Origin of the sequence: Brevibacillus sp. HB1.4B (assembly GCF_013284285.1) — a bacterium.
Lineage (GTDB): Bacteria > Bacillota > Bacilli > Brevibacillales > Brevibacillaceae > Brevibacillus > Brevibacillus porteri.
Genome location: NZ_JABSUT010000003.1, coordinates 251,792 through 268,266, shown reverse-complemented (window position 1 = coordinate 268,266; position 16,475 = coordinate 251,792). Strand labels below are relative to the sequence as shown.

The window sequence follows — 16,475 nt, the reverse complement described above, 5'->3', positions numbered from 1 at the left end:
AGGGCTGTCCCACCGATCGGGAACAGCCCTTCTTCCTCTCTTACGACTCTATCAAATGACAAGCCAGCCAATGCCCGGGCTGCGCCTCCTGCCACTTCGGCACTTCTTCCGCACAGCGAGGTTGTACGAGTGGGCAGCGCGTACGAAAACCACAACCACTCGGCTTGTTGGCTGGACTCGGCAAATCTCCCTGCAAAACGATACGCTCCCGCTTCACCGTCGGGTCAGGCACTGGCACAGAAGAAAGCAACGCCTGCGTATAGGGGTGCAACGGACGAGTGTACAGCTCATAGCTCGATGCAAGCTCAACCATTTTTCCCAAATACATGACGCCAATCCGGTTGGAAATATGTTTGACCATGGACAGGTCATGTGCGATGAACAAATAGGTCAATCCGCGATCATGCTGCAAATCCTCTAATAAATTGACGACTTGCGCTTGAATCGAGACGTCGAGTGCGGAGATCGGCTCATCAGCAATGATAAATTCCGGTTCCACTGCCAACGCCCGCGCGATTCCGATCCGTTGGCGCTGTCCCCCACTGAATTCATGCGGAAAGCGCTGCGCATGATCCTTATGCAAACCCACTAGATGGAGCAGTTCCGCCACACGCTCTCGTCTCATCCCGCGACTCAAATGATGAATGTCCAAGCCCTCTGCAATGATATCCTCCACGGTCATACGCGGGTTCAGACTGGCTTGCGGGTCCTGAAAAATCATCTGGGCATCCCGATTGAACTGCCCCGCTTCTTTTCCGCGAAGCTGATGAACATTCTTCCCTTTGAACAGCACTTCCCCATCTGTATGATCATATAGGCGAATAATGGTCCGGCCTAGCGTAGACTTCCCGCAGCCACTTTCGCCGACCAGACCGAACGTCTCCCCTTTGTTGATCGTAAACGAAACACCATCGACTGCTTTCAAATCAAATCCCGTTCCAAGCGAAAAATACTTCTTCAAATCGCGAACATCAAGCAAAGCTTCTGTCATATTCCCTGCCTCCCTGCTGCCACCAGCTCCTCTATTCGCGGTGCCCGTGGATCGTGGAGCCAGCAAACTGCCTGATGTCCACGCCCGAATTCGCTCGTCACGGGCATCTGCTGTTCGCATATCTCCATCGCAAAATCACAGCGGGCAGCAAACGGACAGCCGACGGGCGGATTGAACAAATCTGGAGGGCTGCCTTCGATGGGAATCAGCCGTTGCTTTTCACCTTCATCCAAACGAGGGAGAGAGCGCATCAGTCCCCATGTATACGGGTGACGAGGATTTGCAAAAACGTCCTCAACCGTCCCAGTCTCTACCACCATTCCTGCATACATGACAACCATGCGATGAGCGATCTCGGCTACGACTCCCAAATCATGGGTAATAATCACAACCGACAACTCCTGTTCCTCTTGCAGTCGCTTGAGCAAATCCAAAATTTGCGCCTGAATCGTCACATCCAGTGCTGTCGTCGGCTCATCAGCAATCACCAGCTTTGGTTGGCAAGCAAGAGCAATCGCAATGACCACACGCTGACGCATCCCTCCGCTGAATTGGTGCGGGTACTGATCGATTCGCTTTTCCGGATCGGGAATTCCTACGAGTGAAAGCATCTCTATCGCTCGCTTTCGCGCTTCCTCTCGCGATACTTGGTGGCTGCGAACGAACCCCTCTACGATTTGTGTCCCTACCTTCATCGTCGGATTGAGCGCTGTCATCGGGTCTTGAAACACCATGCCGATCTGCGTTCCGCGAATACCCAGCAGCTCTTTTTTGGGCAGGTGACTGATTTGGGCTCCTTCAAATACAACCTTTCCCCCGACGATTTTTCCAGGTGGATTCGGAATTAATCCCATGATCGCTTGAGCCGTAACGCTCTTGCCACATCCACTCTCGCCTACGATGGCAACCGTCTCCCCTTTGTCCACGTAAAAGGACACTCCCCGCACAGCTTGAACCTCACCACCATATGTCTTGAAATTCACCCGCAAGTTATCGATTGTCAGCAAATGCTGATTCATCCTCATTCCCCCTGTCGTCTCTAATCGCGTAGACGTGGATCAAGTGCATCCTGCAAACCGTCACCGAATACGTTGAAGGCGAACATCGTCAGCGAGATCATCAATGCCGGGAAAAAAAGTCGCCACCAATCACCCGTTAAAATAACGCCCAAGCCATCGTTTGTCATCGTCCCCCAACTGGCGACGGGAGCTTGTACACCGAGTCCAAGAAAGCTGAGAAAAGATTCCGCAAAAATCGCCGATGGAATCGTAAAGGTCAAATTGACGATAATGACGCCAAATGTGTTGGGAATCAGATGCTTTAGCAAAATTCGTGAAAACTTCGCTCCCAGTACTTGGGCAGCCAGAATGAACTCTTGATTTTTCAATTGCAGGATTTGTCCGCGCACCAACCGCGCCATGCCGACCCAACCAGTAGCAGACAGAGCAATAATAATCGTCAGCATTCCCGGCTCCATCACGACCATGAGCAAAATGACGACCAGTAAATACGGCAACCCATACAAAATCTCGATAATACGCATAGTGATCGTATCGATGCGATCCCCTCGTTTGCCTCGCCCTGCCATATAACCTGCAATTCCCCCGACTGTCACTCCGATGACCAGGTCGATCAATGCTGCGACAATGCCAATCGTCAAAGAAATCCTCGCCCCGTACCACGTACGGGCAAACATGTCACGTCCTAGCTCATCCGTACCGAACCAATGCTCCGCGGAGATTTCCTGATTTTTGGTCAGCAAGCTCTGGTCGGAATAACTATACGGCACGAGATTCGGTCCAATAATCGCGATGCCAACCAAAGCGAGAATAATGAACAGGCCAAGCATAGCCAGCTTGTTTTTCAGCAGCTTCCGAATAACCTGCTGCCCATTGCTGAGACTGGGTCGTGCAATGACATTCGCCTGCGTATTTTTCGCCAACGGGCGAAATAACGGGTCCACTTTGTGCTCCATCGCCACAGTTTATCTCTCCTTGTTGGTCAGCTTGATCCGGGGATCAATCAGGGTGTATGCGATATCAATCAGGAAAATGGTAAAAATCAGAATCGCACTGTAAAAAATAGTCGTACCCAAAATGACCGGATAGTCACGGTTGAAAATACCGTCTACGAAATACTTGCCAATGCCGGGAATCGCAAAGATTTTCTCCACGACAAAGGTCCCCGTTATCAAACTGGCAATCAAAGGTCCGAGAAAGGTGACAACAGGCAGAATCGCATTGCGAATTCCATGTCTGACGACGATGATAAACATGGGAATACCCTTTGCTTCTGCTGTTCGAATGTAGTTCTGGTTCATGACTTCAATCATGCTGGCACGCATGTAGCGGGTAATGACCGCAACTGGACCAAAGGCGAGCGCCAGTGAAGGCAGTATTGTATGCAGCCAGGTCCCCCATGTCGCAACGGGAAAGAGCGGCAGCTTGATCGCGAAAAAATTGATCAGAAGCGGTGCCATAATGAAACTCGGGATCGCTACCCCCAACACAGCAAGCGCCATGGCAACGTAGTCCAGCCATTTGTTGCGATTGAGCGCTGCGATGATGCCCAACGAAATTCCGAAAAGGAGTGCAATCCCGATCGCTTGCGCACCCAACCACGCAGATGCACCAAAGCCATCGGAAATCATGTCATTGACTCCACGAGAGTCTGATTTGATGGATGGGCCCAGGTCGAGCATTAACAGATTTTTCAGATATAAAACGTATTGAACAGGCAACGGCTCGTCCAAGTTGTATTTGGCACGTAAATTATTGAGAATTTGCTCTGGCAGCTGATCCGACTCGGAGGCAAACGGGTTCCCCGGAATGGCATGCATCAAGGCAAACGTCATCGTCACGATAATCCACAGGGTGACGAACATCATCAAAATACGTTTTACCAGATAGTTTGACATGGAAGTCCTCCTCGTTTACTTAGCCAGCTCGTAAATGGCCTGCGCGTAAATCGCCATGGCACGCAGCAGGTCGTCAATCTCGGCATATTCATCAGTCAGATGGGCCATGGATTCCTTGCCTGGAAAGAGCGGGCCGAAAGCAACACCATACGGCATGATTTTGGCATAAGTTGCTCCTCCTGAGGAAAGAAGGGTCGCTGGCTCTCCCGTGTGCTCCTCGTACACCCGCGACAAGGTTTGGATCACAGGATGATCTTTTGGTACATAATGCGACTTGGATGTTCGCAAATCGGCAATCGTCCAATCCAGCTCTGCCGTCCTTTGCTTCAATTTCTCAACGTATTCCTCACAGGAAACAGTCGCTGGATAACGGATATTGAGCCGAACGGTCCCCCCTTCGCTGGAATCGTAACGCAAAATTCCCGCGTTGACCGTCAGCTTTCCTGACACTTCATCCTCGCAAGCCATATGTAGATGGTGAGCAAAATAATCTTCATGCAGGACGTCAGACAACATCGTAAGAAAGGACAAGCAGGAGCCACCAAACGGGTACGAGCGCAAAAAAGTAGCCAACAAGGTTCCCGCATTCACGCCCTGGAATGGCGCCATCCCATGAGCCGGCTTTCCTGCGAGCGTGAATTGCAATTGTCCCAGCCCTACCAGTTCCATACGACCAGTTGTGTGGTTTTCATTCAGAAACATTTCCCATTCTTCCGCCAATCGAGAAAGGACGACCTCCTGCCGTGCCTGAGAGTCCAGTCGTACAAGAGCGATTGCTTTTTCGGGAACACTGTTGCCTTGATCACCGGAGACAAATGACGCTAACTGCCATGCTCCATTTCGTTCGATTGGTTCGATCACTGGAATCGTCAATGTCGGGTTGATCTGTCCCTTCTCGGCATGTGTCATCGGGAAGGAGGAATCTGGTGAAAAGCCAATCGGCGGGATGCGATCATACTCGGCAAAATGCTTCATGCACAGCCAGCCGCTCTCTTCATCTGTTCCGATGATCATTCGCACACGTTTTGTCAGTGGCAAACCTGAATCCTTGACCAGCTTCAACGCGTAGTACGCAGCCATCGCTGGGCCTTTGTCATCAATCGCTCCACGCGCATAGATGCGACCGTCGCGAATGCTCGGTTCAAAAGGCGGGGTCGTCCAACCTTCTCCCACAGTGACCACATCGATATGAACGAGCACACCGATCTCTTCTTCCCCCTCGCCGAACTCGATTGTCCCTGCGAAACCATCCAGGTTTTTGATCTGGAAGCCATCCAGCTCACCGCGAGCGAGCATTGTTTCAAGCGCCGCGGCAACACCTTCGCCAAATGGCTTTCCTTCTTTTGCCGTCGTCATATCTTCGATGCTGTTAATGGAAAGAAAGGATTTCAAATCATCCAGGTACTGCTCTCTTTGCAGAAGCGCTTGCTGCCGCCAGTAATCGCTCATATGCGTTCCCCTGCTTTCATCTGATGTAGATAGGCAAGAAACGATTCACCTTTTGAGGAAATCTGACTCCCTTGTCTTCCTTTTCCCACTTGAATCAGCTCATCTTGCTGCAAAAGCTTCAGGCGATAGCGCAGCTGTTGCAAGGTAACCGAGTGGCCTCTTTCTTGTAACTGTGCAAGTAGCGTATAGCGTCCACCGCTGCCTTGCCCCAGCTCCTGCAAAATAGCCGTGATTTCATCCAGAAATCCTCGTTTTTTATATTCAGTGACGATGATTTCACATTCCTTGTTTAGACCATCTACAGGCAACGGCGCTTCCGGTATTTCCCGCAGAAACGGCAAATGATACGGATACGCTTCATCCTCGACGACGTGTGCTAAATACTCAATCACATTTTCGAGCTCGCGAATATTTCCAGGCCAATCGTACTCATGGAGCGCCCGCATGGCTTCATTGGTCAACGTAAACGGTGGGCGGCGCAAATCATAGGAATATTTCTTCATAAATTGATGGGCCAACCACGGGATATCCTCCCGTCTGTTTCGCAGCGGTGGCAAATGAATCGGCAAGATATTCAGACGATAATACAAATCAGCACGGAAGGCTCCTTCCGCAATCATCCGCTGCAAATCTTGATTCGTTGCTGCGATGACGCGAATATCTGTCGGGATGATCTTGCTGCCGCCTACGCGCATAATCTGGCGTTCTTGCAATACACGCAGCAGTCGGTTTTGAATAGCCGTGCTGGCATCTCCGATCTCATCAAGAAAAATGGTCCCTTTGTGGGCCAATTCAAACCAGCCGATATGTCCACCTTTGCGCGCTCCGGTAAAAGCCCCTTCTTCATAGCCGAACAGCTCGCTTTCCAAAAGAGATTCCGATATGGCAGCGAAGTTGACCCCGACAAACGGCTCTCTTCTGCGTGGCGAAGCGTTGTGGATAGCCTGGGCGAGCAATTCCTTCCCTGTCCCTGTCTCTCCCAACAACAGCACGGTGGAGTTGCTTCTTGCGATTTTGCGGGCAATCTGAATCACTTTTTGTACAGGCACGCTCTCCCCATAGAAATCATCAAATTGGTACTTGGCTACCAATCCTTTGCTGTAAAGGCGCATGCGATAATCGTGCTCCAGCTTTTCAATTTCTGCAGCCTGACGAAACAAAAGCAGACTCCCGAGAAAGCTTCCTTCCATGACGATGTGCATTTTGCGGAAAAAGTAGGTTTTGTTCGCCCAATCTACCAAAACATCTTTGTTCTCTTCACACTGCCGGATCAACTGATAAAAATTCGCAGGCAAGCAATTGGACGCCCGCTCACCGACGACTTCATTCCCTTCCAACTGCAACGTATCGATTGCTTTTTGATTGACAAAACGAATGTTTTCTTTTTCATCCATGGCAATCACCGCGTCCTCGATCCGATTGACGATGGCCTCCAAATATTTACTCAACAGATGCGCATGCTGAATTTCGTTGTTCAGCTCTTTGGTGATATCGACCAACGATTGCATGGCGCGTGCGGTCACCTTTTGAAAATTGCCGTTTTTAAAATGAGAGTAGATGGCAAGCCACGTAGATAAATCGATAATCCGATACCCGATATCGACAACTTTGCGAATATGCGGGGGGACATGCTCTGCCTCTCCTGGCGTTACAGCAATCTCGATGTCAGGTGGATAGTCAGCACCTGGATAGTAGGGATACAGTTCAAAATCCATCCCAGAGGCACGCAGCAATTCCACATTTTCTTCAGCAGTCTCTTTGGTGTCACTGACGAGAAGCACTTTCACGCCTTTCGGAATTTCCAGCATGCCGCGCAAATTATGGTATGGCAGCATTCGCTTGGCAATGATGATGCTGGATTCTTTTGGCACATACGTTTGTACAAGTGGGACAATGCTTTTGGTGGATACAATGACGAGGGCACCAGGCGTGATCGGGCGTAACGGAAGCTGGTCGACTCGCATCGCCTCGACATGGATATCATCGCCGATCCCCAATTCATGATACTGACTAACGACGGACTGTAGAAACTCATCCATTCTTGCAATAAATATGATCGATTTTTTGTCCATATCAGCCGCTCCAAGATGTAAAGTGAAGACAAGAACGTTTCGAATATTCGCTCTTGTCTTCGCTTATTTTACTTATTACTTATTGCCGATTTCTACCCATTTGTAGTCAATCGTACCAACTGGATGGCGAACGATGCCTTTTATGTTTGGCTGCTCCATAAATACTTTTGTCCCGAAATAGATAGGTACGAGTGGCATATCATCCATGAAAATTTTCTCCGCGTCATGCATGAGCTTGAAGCGCTCTGTTTCGTCGGCAGTGTTGCGAATCTTCTCTACCAGTGCGTCATACTCTTTGTTGCTGTAGTTGACACGGTTTCCAGGATGGTCAGTCACGAACAGCTCCAGGTAATTGACCGGGTCTCCGTAGTCAGCAGGGATCGTCGAGCGGGAGAATTGAAGACTGCGGGCACGCTGTTCAGCCAGGAATACTTTCCACTCTTTGTTTTCCAGCTTCACATCTACCCCGAGATTTTTCTTGTACATTTCCTGCAAAACTTGCGCGATGGCCTTGTGCGCATCACTGGTGTTATACGTCATGGTGACAGGCGGGAGGGTCGTCCACCCTTCTTCCTCCATCCCTTTTTTCAGCAGTGCTTTTGCTTGCTCTACATCGTTATCCTTGAAGAAATCCCCGCCCTTTGTGCGGAAATCCGCTCCGTCTGGCTCTGGGAAGCCTAATGGTACGTGAGCCATGGCAGGTGTCTGTTTCCCTTGCACGACATTGTCGATCAAGGTCTTGCGATCGATGGCCAGCGCAAATGCTTTCCGAATGTTGGCGTTAGTGAATGGAGGCATTGTGGTGTTCATGCGGTAGTAGTAGATGGATGCTTCCGTTTCTACCTTTGCTTCCCCAGAATCGATCAACTGTTTCTTCATATCATTGGGAACGGTCTGGATCATGTCGAGCTGACCTGTTTTGTACATTTGGAATTGCGTATTTTCATCGTTGACCATGACAAACTCGATTCCCGCATATTTGATCGAATCACGGTCCCAGTAGCCGTCGTTTTTCACCAGCTTCACTGATTGGTCATGAACCCAATCTTCCATTTTAAACGGTCCATTCGTCACGATGCTTGCAGCGCCTTCCGCCCATTTTGGATTGCTCTCCACGACTTTTTTATTCACCGGGAAGAAGGTCGGCTGCGTCAGAATATGGAGGAAGTAACCTGTTGGCGCCTTCAGCTTCACCTCAAACGTCTTCTCGTCTACGGCTTTTACCTGTACGCCGTCTGCATTTCCTGTTCCTTTGTTGAACGCCTCTGCTCCATCGATGTAATAGGCGAGGAAAGCAGACGGGAATGCATTGTTCGGATCGACAATGCGTTTAAACGCAAACTCGAAATCCTGCGCTGTCACTGGTTCACCATTCGACCATTTGCTATCGCGCAGTGTAAAGGTATACGTTTTCCCATCCTCACTCACTGCCCATTTCTCGGCCATGGCTGCTTGCGGCTTGTGATCCTTGTCCAGTCGAACCAAGCCTTCCATTGTGGCATTCAACACTTCGTTTGAAGTACTGTCAAAGCCTTTTGGTGGATCGAGCGAAGGTGGTTCCGTCTTCAGATTGAGCTTGAGTTTTCCAGCGACATTGGCTTGTCCACCTGTATCTGTGGACGCTTGACCTGCTGTACCTCCCCCTGCTGGTGGCGTTGCAGACTGACTACAACCGGTAATGGCAAGAACAGTGACAAGTGCAGCGGTACTAAGCAGCTTCCATCCTTTTCGCATGTTCATTGCATGTGACCCCCTTTTCTTTTTTAAACAACAATTAGCCTTTGTTGCTTTATGAATAAACGGCACTGCTGGGAATGCCATTTATACACGTAAAGAAAAATCTGTCTTGGTGAGAATAAAGGATGTCTCGATCCGTCCAACAACGTTACCACTCATGTTTGTAATGGGCGGGTTTGTATATTCCGCGAGCGTTTCCAAAGGACCGTCCATGCCGATTCCCAGTTGACGAAGCACTTCATTGACGACCGGATTGATCGCCCGTGGTCCTCCATCCTCAATTTTGATGGCAATGCCCCATCCTGTTTCTCTATCGCCCAGGCAGTACACGGACTCGGCGCCTGCCTTCCCTACGATACGACCACCAAAGGCTGTCATGAGGTCTGTGCAATATCGATTCTCGCCTCCGACCATTTCCGGATGAGCGGTCATGGCATCCGTAATTCGCTGAACGGCTTTTCGTCGCTCGGTATTTTCGATCACCTCTGGTCTTGCCAGCTTGGCGAATGCCCACGCGTAATGGGCGAGCGGCAATTGATGGACGGGAACCCCACATCCATCTGTCCCGAGGTTGATTTTGTCTTTGGGGTAGCCTGTTATGTCTTCGACTACATCAAGAATCCGCTGTTGCACTGGATGCGTAGGCAAATGATAGGTAGTCACGTCCTCCCCCATATGTGTCGCGGTGGCAATCATGCCGGAGTGCTTACCGGAGCAATTCGAGAATACAGGTGTAAGCGGCTTGCCCTCTCGAATCAGCTGTTTGTAGCTCTCCTCATGACGTGGCACATGTGTCCCGCATTGCAATGTCGCTTCTGGCTGACCTGCTCGCGTAAGCATAGAGAGCGCACGTGCGCGATGGCGTGGCTCTCCACTATGAGAAGCACAACAGAGCGAAAGATCAGCCGGCTCAAAACCATACCGATCTGCCGTCCCCGTCTCGATTACTGGAATCGTCTGCAACGGCTTCATACTGGAGCGTGCATATGTAAGGCGATGGGGATCACCGTACGAATAGAGCAATGTCCCCTGCGAATCAACGACTGCGATATGTCCGAGATGTGAGCTCTCTACCTGTTCTCCCCGGTATACGTTGGCAACGACGTTCATAGCAAGTCTCCTTTGTGTACGGAAGTTTGAATGTTTGTACTTTTCTAACTAAGCAAATAGTGTGCCAATAATTGAAACAAATACGCAACAGGTGGAGTTTAGCTATTTTCTAGAGAAAAAGAGCAACCCTTTCCCTAGAATGGAAAAAGAACAGGCTAACTCGTTATCAGGAATAGGTTCACCTTAAAAAGTAACAGGGTGACATTTCCGTTTTTATTTCAAAACGGAGTACGATCAGAACACTGCCATAAGCCTATGAGCCACCGCGTTTAGCAGAAAGCTTTGCACGCTACGAAAAAAAGAGACGTTCCCTATGAAACGCCCCCTTGGCTCGTGTTGTGATCCTACTTTGTCCCCCCTAATCCTGACTCGGGAAAATCGATTGGCATTGCCGAGGAAATACGAAAGAAGGGCAACGAAAAAAGGGCGTAGGAGTAGGAGCAGGGATGTTATTTGGACGCGGGGAACAAAATTTCCCCAGCACCTCCATTTTGACTTCCGCATGTACCTGAATCTCCTTGCAGATGATCACTTCCAATTCGACCCTTCCGCCAAGTAGAAAGTGTGCATTCGGCGTGCACTCAATACCTGTGATCCGGCAGGTTATATTGTTTTCGTCCAAAGGCTCAGGCAAGCATAGAATCACTTCATCGTCGAACGAAACGACAACCGGGAATTCGAACAAAAAGACTCCGTTCGCAAAGACGCGGAGTAGGACAGTTGCCTGAAAAACAAACTGTACCATACCTGCCAGAAAAGTCGTTTGATTGATTGTCATCTGCACTCTTCGAACGTTGACGATCCTGCAAGAAAAATCGGAGACACATTCCGTGTGTGAGCGTTGAAAGAGCGGAAATGGCGGAGGGACGACAGGCTCTATGCATTGAATAGAGATGTCCTGACCAGATTGTATGGCTTCATCAACCAACGGAAGGAATTCATCTGGGATGGATACCTTGCTCCGTTCCCGATTCGTAGAGACTACCCAGTCGTATACCTCTTGAACCATGATGCATCTAGCCTCCAAATTGTTCGGGATCGGAGGCGCGGCAGTTGGAAATACGTTCGTAACTGTAACAGTAAACGAACAGGAGCTCGTATTTCCAGCCGCATCCGTTGCCGTGCACGTCACCACTGTCATTCCCTGCGGAAACGCCATGGTCTCAACCACTTCCGCTACAGGTAAAGACGGGAAATTGTGAACGACGCCGGACGGACTGCAGGAAATCGAGACGATACCGCAGCTAGGACTTGTCGCTGTTACCGTGTACGTTACCATGCCGAAATCCACACCTGGATCCGTACCGGTGCTGATATCAGGGGGACATGTGATGGTCGGGGGTTCGACGAAAGGAAAACTGATGATGACCTGACCATTGCCAAGCCCAATCCTCGTCAAGTTAAGCTGATTGCTCCCCCCGTTGAATGAGCCACCTCCGCCACCGAGCCCAGCGACTAGAGGAAACAAGGGATCTAATCCGTTTCCGCCTCCGCCACCACTAAAGCCTCCACCACCTCCACCGCCACTAGCTCCGCCTCCGCCGCCTCCTCCAAAACCGCCAGTTCCGCCTCCACCATCAGGAGCTCCACCCGCGCCACCGGCATTGATCGCGGTTCCACCTCCGCCTCCACCTGGGGAGGAAGAACCATTTCCAACAATGCCTGCTCCACCGCCTCCTCCATCGTCTGGCGCTCCCGCACCACCACCTAACCCATTGATCCCTCCAGCTCCGCCAGGCGCTCCTGCCGTTCCGCTTGTGGTTAAAGCTGCATCCCTTCCAGGCAGTAAATTGGCTTCCCCGCCTCCGCCACCCGCTGCTACGAGCAGATTGGCGGCTGTCACCGGGTTTATAGTCCGCCATACAAATGTACCGCCACCGCCACTCTGACTATTTCCCATTCCACCAACCAAAACGGTCAATACTTCACCCGGCGTGACGGAAAAATCCCCCTGGATGAACGCTCCTCTGCCAAAATCAAGTGAACCTCCGCCTCTCGCCCCTACTGCCTGTATCGTCATAGAAGTAACACAAGGAGGGACGACGAAAGTCTGAAGCTCGCCCGTAAAATTGAGTGTAACAGCCGCAAACGTGATGACTACGATACCATCGCCTGTTCCCACACCGGAAACGTTTTTCTGATTGAGTCCGGCATTAAAGGAACCTCCGCCTCCACCTCCTCCGAATGATTCTACAAGGTTTGTACCACCTCCACCCCCACCGCCGCTGTATCCTCCACCGCCGCCGCCACCTGCGCTCCCTGCTCCGCCGCCGCCAAAACCCCCAGTACCTCCCCCGGCACCCCCAGCATTAATAGCCGTTCCTCCAACAGCACCCGTGGAGCCGTTGGCACCGTTTCCAACGATACCAGCTCCTCCAGCACCTCCACCCCCTAGTAATCCGCTGCCCCCTCCACCTCCGAGGCCATTCACTCCCCCTGCGCCACCTAATGCCTCATTACCAGCTTGACCTGATATACTGGACTCATTCGCATTGCGGCCTGTGGAGCCTTGGGTACCGCCACCTCCACCACCTGCTGCAATCAGAATGTTAGCGGCAGTAACGGGACTCGTCGTGCGCCAAACAAATGATCCGCCGCCTCCACCACCTGCCGTTAAGTCATCGCCACCTCCTGCTCCGCCTACGAGGATAGACAATACCTCACCTGGTGTCACAGGAAAGTCGCCCTGAATATACGCCCCCCGCCCTCCAGTTGTGAGTCCGTCACCGCCTCGGGCACCTACCGCCCGGATCGTCAACGAGGTAACCGTTGGAGGGACGACAAAGGTTTGAATGGCGCCAGTAAAACCAACGTTCTGTGTAGGCATTGCCCACCATTCCTTTCCAAGCATGGTTATACACACATCATTGCCCATTCCTATATATATGTGTTGACTGTAGATGCGACATAGGCGAGAGAATAGAAAAAGACGTCCCATAGGCAGGACGCCTCGTCACTTGGTCATAGACCTTTTGATGCCCTATGCTTTTGCCACCCGCTGCATATCCGCTTCGACCATCATGTGAATCAACTCTTCCAGCTTTGTTTTCGGTGTCCAATCGAGCTCTCTTTTCGCTTTTTCCGGATTGCCCAACAAAATGTCCACTTCTGCTGGCCGATACAATTCCGGGTCGATCACGACGTAATCCAGGTAGTTCAACCCAACATAATCGAAGGCGATTTTGCACATCTCTTCCACCGTCGAAGTTTTGCCTGTCGCAATGACATAGTCATCCGGTTTATCCTGCTGGAGCATCAGCCACATCGCTTCCACGAAATCTCCGGCAAAGCCCCAATCCCGCTTCGCCTGAATATTCCCCATACGCAGTTCCTTTTGCTTGTTCGCGGCAATTCTCGCTACAGCATGTGTCACTTTCCTCGTTACAAATTCCAGCCCCCGCAAAGGTGATTCATGATTGAATAAAATGCCGTTTGTGCTAAACATCTGAAAGCTTTCCCGATAGTTTTTGGTCATCCAGTAGCCAAACAGCTTGGAGACTGCATATGGGCTTCTTGGGTAAAAAGGCGTTTGCTCCGATTGCTGTGGCTCCTGGATTAATCCGTACAGCTCACTTGATGAAGCCTGATACATTTTGATTGCGGGGTCCGTTTCCCGAATCGCCTCCAGTACATGCAGGACACCCATTCCAGTTACTTGCGCGGTCAAAATAGGCTGCTCCCACGACGAACCGACAAAGCTCTGCGCTCCTAAATGATACACTTCCGCTGGTTTACATGCCTTCAGTGCACGCGTCAACGACGACACATCCAATAGATCGCCATCCTTGTACTCTACGTGATCTGCGATGTTCAAATACTCCAGCCGCCACCTGTCCACCGTGCTACGGCGTGGTACCAGTCCTACCACATGGTACCCCTTCTCAAGCAAAAATTTTGCCAGGTAAGCGCCGTCCTGACCTGTGATTCCTGTAAGGAAAGCTGTTTTCATCCGCTACTACTCCCCTTCTTCAGGCTGTGCCGTAATATCATTCCGGTAAGTACCCTTGAGCATCTCTTAAGCTTATGCCGGACCATGTTCATACGTTCAGTTGTCAGGGTGAGGGTCAAGAATAAAAGTCCGTAATAAACTAATGAAAGCAAACCGTTGTCAATGATCAATAAGGAGGTAGGCAGGTGACAGATATTTTAAAATGATCAAAAGAGGGGGTTCGACCGCCATGTCGCTCATTACTGTCGTGATTCCAACCTATAATCGGGAAAAGTATCTTCCGACAGCCATCGAAAGTGTGTTGAACCAAACGCACAAGGAATGGAAGCTCCTCATTGTAGACGATGCCTCTACTGACCACACACCGACAATCGTAGAAAAGTACCTCGATGATCCCCGCATTCACTACGTGCTACTCCCTGAAAATTCAGGGATCGGCAAAACAATGGCGGCTGCTCTTGAACGGATTGACACGCCCTACTTTGTCTCACTTGATTCGGATGACTGGTTCGACGAAAAGACCTTGGAAATTTTGTTGGATGAAATGGAACGCCAGCCCGAAACCACGAACGTCGTGTTCTCCAACACCGTTTTTTGGAAGGAAGTGGGTGACACGCGAGAACTGTCCGAAATCATGCGGCCTCCGATCTATGAAGATAAGTATGATTACTTGGAAGCTCCGATGGTTTGGCCTCGTTTTTATCGGACACAGGCGGTTCGTGATGTCGGTGGATTTGAATGTGATGATCCGATGCAGGGAAGGTTTTCTCATGACAAGTACATGTTATTAAAATTGATAGGAACAGGTGATATTCACTGGGTCGATACGAACCTCTATCATTATTTGATTCACGAGAGCAACAATTCTCACACAAAAAACTGGCCGCAATGGACAAAAGCAAGAAAGTACATCCTTACAAAAATCTTGAAACTGTGGGGCGACGAGTACGAGCCTGCCTTTGTTTACACACCCGAGGGATGGATCTATGTGAACGAGCTCATTCCGAAAGAAAAGCCTTCTTAACTATTCTGTGACAATCTGCTTAAACAAGGTCAATGCCCGCGCCACTGCTTGATCCATGTTGTAGTATTGATAGTCCGCGAGTCTCCCGGCAAAAAGCACCTGATCGCGTATTTGCTCCGCCTCTTGTTTATAGAGGCTGTACCGTTGGCTGTTTTCCTTGCGAGGAATTGGATAATAAGGCTCGTTTTCGCCAGGTGAATACGGCTGTGGATAGACGAAGGATATGGTTGTGTGAGGAACGACTTGACCTGTGAGGTGCTTTTGTTCGAGGATTCTGGTGAAATCATACTCATTGGGGTAATTGACAGTCCCCACTTCTTGGTACCACTCCTTTTGATGCGTCTCAAAATGAAAGCGCAGGCTTCGATAAGGCAACTGTCCATGCTTATAGCCAAAATAGGAATCGATCGGGCCTGTGTAAATCATACGTTTATACCTGATTTCATCCGCAATTTCTTGATAGTCCGTATTGAGAAGCACCTTTATATTCGGATGGTCGAGCATGCGTTGAAACATTGTCGTAAAGCCATGCAACGGAATTCCTTGATACGTGTCCTGAAAATACCGATTGTCCCTGCTGACATACACAGGAACCCTTGCGGAAACAGACTGATCCAGCTCCTCCGGCTTCAAATCCCATTGTTTAATCGTATACCGATGAAATACTTTTTGATAAATGTAATCAGCCAAAAAACCTAGCTCTTCATGAGCACTATCCCGTAGCTTCAGAATCGGAATCTTCGCCCCGAATCCATATTGACGGATCAGTAAGCTCTCCAGTTTCTGCGCATATTGCGGGGAAAACAAAGCAGACAATGCATTCAGATTGAAAGGCAATGGTATTTTTATGCCATCGACATAGGCACGCACCTCATGGAAGTACGGCCGCCACTGCGTAAAACGCGACAAATAGTCCCAGACCAGCTTGGAATTCGTATGAAAGGTGTGCGAACCGTATTTGTGAATCAGTATCCCCTGCTCATCATAGCAATCATAGGCATTTCCTCCGATATGATTGCGCCCCTCTACAACCAACACTTTTTGATCAAGCCCGTTGGCAATCCGCTCTGCGAGTGTAGCACCCGTAAATCCAGCTCCGACTATCAGCCAATCCACCTTCATGTTAGACTCACATCCTCCAGTCTTAATCACATCCACTCACTCCCTCACCATTTCGTTAATACCCTAGTAAATGATGTCGTACTCTACACACGGGAGTGAACTCT

12 protein-coding genes are annotated in these 16,475 nt (G+C 50.1%); 1 reads left to right on the top strand and 11 read right to left on the bottom strand.

Annotated elements, in window-relative coordinates:
- Positions 1-40: 40 nt before the first annotated feature.
- From HP398_RS09140 to gmd, 10 genes are all read right to left on the bottom strand, one after another.
- The gene (locus HP398_RS09140; RefSeq protein WP_026042968.1) at positions 41-991 is read right to left on the bottom strand and encodes an ABC transporter ATP-binding protein; all 951 of its coding nucleotides are present in this window, start codon (positions 989-991) and stop codon (positions 41-43) included.
- Positions 988-2,010 carry an ABC transporter ATP-binding protein gene (locus HP398_RS09135; RefSeq protein ID WP_026042967.1) on the bottom strand — a complete coding sequence of 341 codons (1,023 nt, stop codon included), beginning with the start codon at positions 2,008-2,010 and terminating at the stop codon, positions 988-990. Before HP398_RS09135 ends, HP398_RS09140 begins: the two co-directional genes overlap by 4 nt.
- 20 nt (positions 2,011-2,030) lie before the next feature.
- Entirely contained in the window at positions 2,031-2,966 is a 936-nt protein-coding gene (locus HP398_RS09130; RefSeq protein ID WP_173622542.1) for an ABC transporter permease, read from the bottom strand.
- Positions 2,967-2,975: 9 nt separating this feature from the next.
- Complete coding sequence (locus HP398_RS09125; protein WP_017247474.1) at positions 2,976-3,908, bottom strand: ABC transporter permease; 933 nt, start codon at positions 3,906-3,908, stop codon at positions 2,976-2,978.
- Positions 3,909-3,923: 15 nt separating this feature from the next.
- A complete protein-coding gene (gene pepV, locus HP398_RS09120) occupies positions 3,924-5,357 on the bottom strand; it encodes a dipeptidase PepV (RefSeq protein ID WP_173622428.1) in 1,434 nt (477 codons plus the stop codon).
- Positions 5,354-7,429, bottom strand: a complete 2,076-nt coding sequence (locus tag HP398_RS09115) for a sigma-54 interaction domain-containing protein (RefSeq protein ID WP_173622427.1) — start codon at positions 7,427-7,429, stop codon at positions 5,354-5,356. The genes pepV and HP398_RS09115 overlap by 4 nt, the downstream gene beginning before the upstream one ends.
- A gap of 75 nt (positions 7,430-7,504) precedes the next feature.
- Positions 7,505-9,169 carry a peptide ABC transporter substrate-binding protein gene (locus HP398_RS09110; RefSeq protein WP_017247471.1) on the bottom strand — a complete coding sequence of 555 codons (1,665 nt, stop codon included), beginning with the start codon at positions 9,167-9,169 and terminating at the stop codon, positions 7,505-7,507.
- 81 nt (positions 9,170-9,250) lie between these two features.
- Positions 9,251-10,276 carry an asparaginase gene (locus tag HP398_RS09105; protein WP_017247470.1) on the bottom strand — a complete coding sequence of 342 codons (1,026 nt, stop codon included), beginning with the start codon at positions 10,274-10,276 and terminating at the stop codon, positions 9,251-9,253.
- Between the two features lie 358 nt (positions 10,277-10,634).
- Positions 10,635-13,103 (bottom strand): BMQ_0737 family morphogenetic spore coat protein, encoded by a 2,469-nt coding sequence (locus HP398_RS31285; RefSeq protein WP_173622426.1) that lies wholly within the window; start codon positions 13,101-13,103, stop codon positions 10,635-10,637.
- Between the two features lie 153 nt (positions 13,104-13,256).
- On the bottom strand, positions 13,257-14,225 hold the full coding sequence (gene gmd, locus HP398_RS09095) for a GDP-mannose 4,6-dehydratase (RefSeq protein WP_017247466.1): 969 nt from the start codon (positions 14,223-14,225) through the stop codon (positions 13,257-13,259).
- Positions 14,226-14,427: 202 nt separating this feature from the next.
- Here gmd and HP398_RS09090 point away from each other — a divergent pair, with 202 nt between their 5' ends.
- Positions 14,428-15,249, top strand: a complete 822-nt coding sequence (locus HP398_RS09090) for a glycosyltransferase family 2 protein (protein ID WP_254475988.1) — start codon at positions 14,428-14,430, stop codon at positions 15,247-15,249.
- On the opposite strand, the gene glf is transcribed toward HP398_RS09090, so the two are convergent.
- Positions 15,250-16,401 carry a UDP-galactopyranose mutase gene (gene glf, locus HP398_RS09085; RefSeq protein ID WP_371736727.1) on the bottom strand — a complete coding sequence of 384 codons (1,152 nt, stop codon included), beginning with the start codon at positions 16,399-16,401 and terminating at the stop codon, positions 15,250-15,252. It lies immediately after the preceding gene.
- Positions 16,402-16,475 lie beyond the last annotated feature (74 nt).

What these genes read in the sequence shown, in the direction of transcription:
- HP398_RS09140 (WP_026042968.1), bottom strand. Translation starts at nt 991, where the DNA reads ATGACAGAAGCTTTGCTTGATGTTCGCGATTTGAAGAAGTATTTTTCG.
- HP398_RS09135 (WP_026042967.1), bottom strand. Translation starts at nt 2,010, where the DNA reads ATGAATCAGCATTTGCTGACAATCGATAACTTGCGGGTGAATTTCAAG.
- HP398_RS09130 (WP_173622542.1), bottom strand. Translation starts at nt 2,966, where the DNA reads ATGGAGCACAAAGTGGACCCGTTATTTCGCCCGTTGGCGAAAAATACG.
- HP398_RS09125 (WP_017247474.1), bottom strand. Translation starts at nt 3,908, where the DNA reads ATGTCAAACTATCTGGTAAAACGTATTTTGATGATGTTCGTCACCCTG.
- pepV (WP_173622428.1), bottom strand. Translation starts at nt 5,357, where the DNA reads ATGAGCGATTACTGGCGGCAGCAAGCGCTTCTGCAAAGAGAGCAGTAC.
- HP398_RS09115 (WP_173622427.1), bottom strand. Translation starts at nt 7,429, where the DNA reads ATGGACAAAAAATCGATCATATTTATTGCAAGAATGGATGAGTTTCTA.
- HP398_RS09110 (WP_017247471.1), bottom strand. Translation starts at nt 9,169, where the DNA reads ATGAACATGCGAAAAGGATGGAAGCTGCTTAGTACCGCTGCACTTGTC.
- HP398_RS09105 (WP_017247470.1), bottom strand. Translation starts at nt 10,276, where the DNA reads ATGAACGTCGTTGCCAACGTATACCGGGGAGAACAGGTAGAGAGCTCA.
- HP398_RS31285 (WP_173622426.1), bottom strand. Translation starts at nt 13,103, where the DNA reads ATGCCTACACAGAACGTTGGTTTTACTGGCGCCATTCAAACCTTTGTC.
- gmd (WP_017247466.1), bottom strand. Translation starts at nt 14,225, where the DNA reads ATGAAAACAGCTTTCCTTACAGGAATCACAGGTCAGGACGGCGCTTAC.
- HP398_RS09090 (WP_254475988.1), top strand. Translation starts at nt 14,428, where the DNA reads ATGATCAAAAGAGGGGGTTCGACCGCCATGTCGCTCATTACTGTCGTG.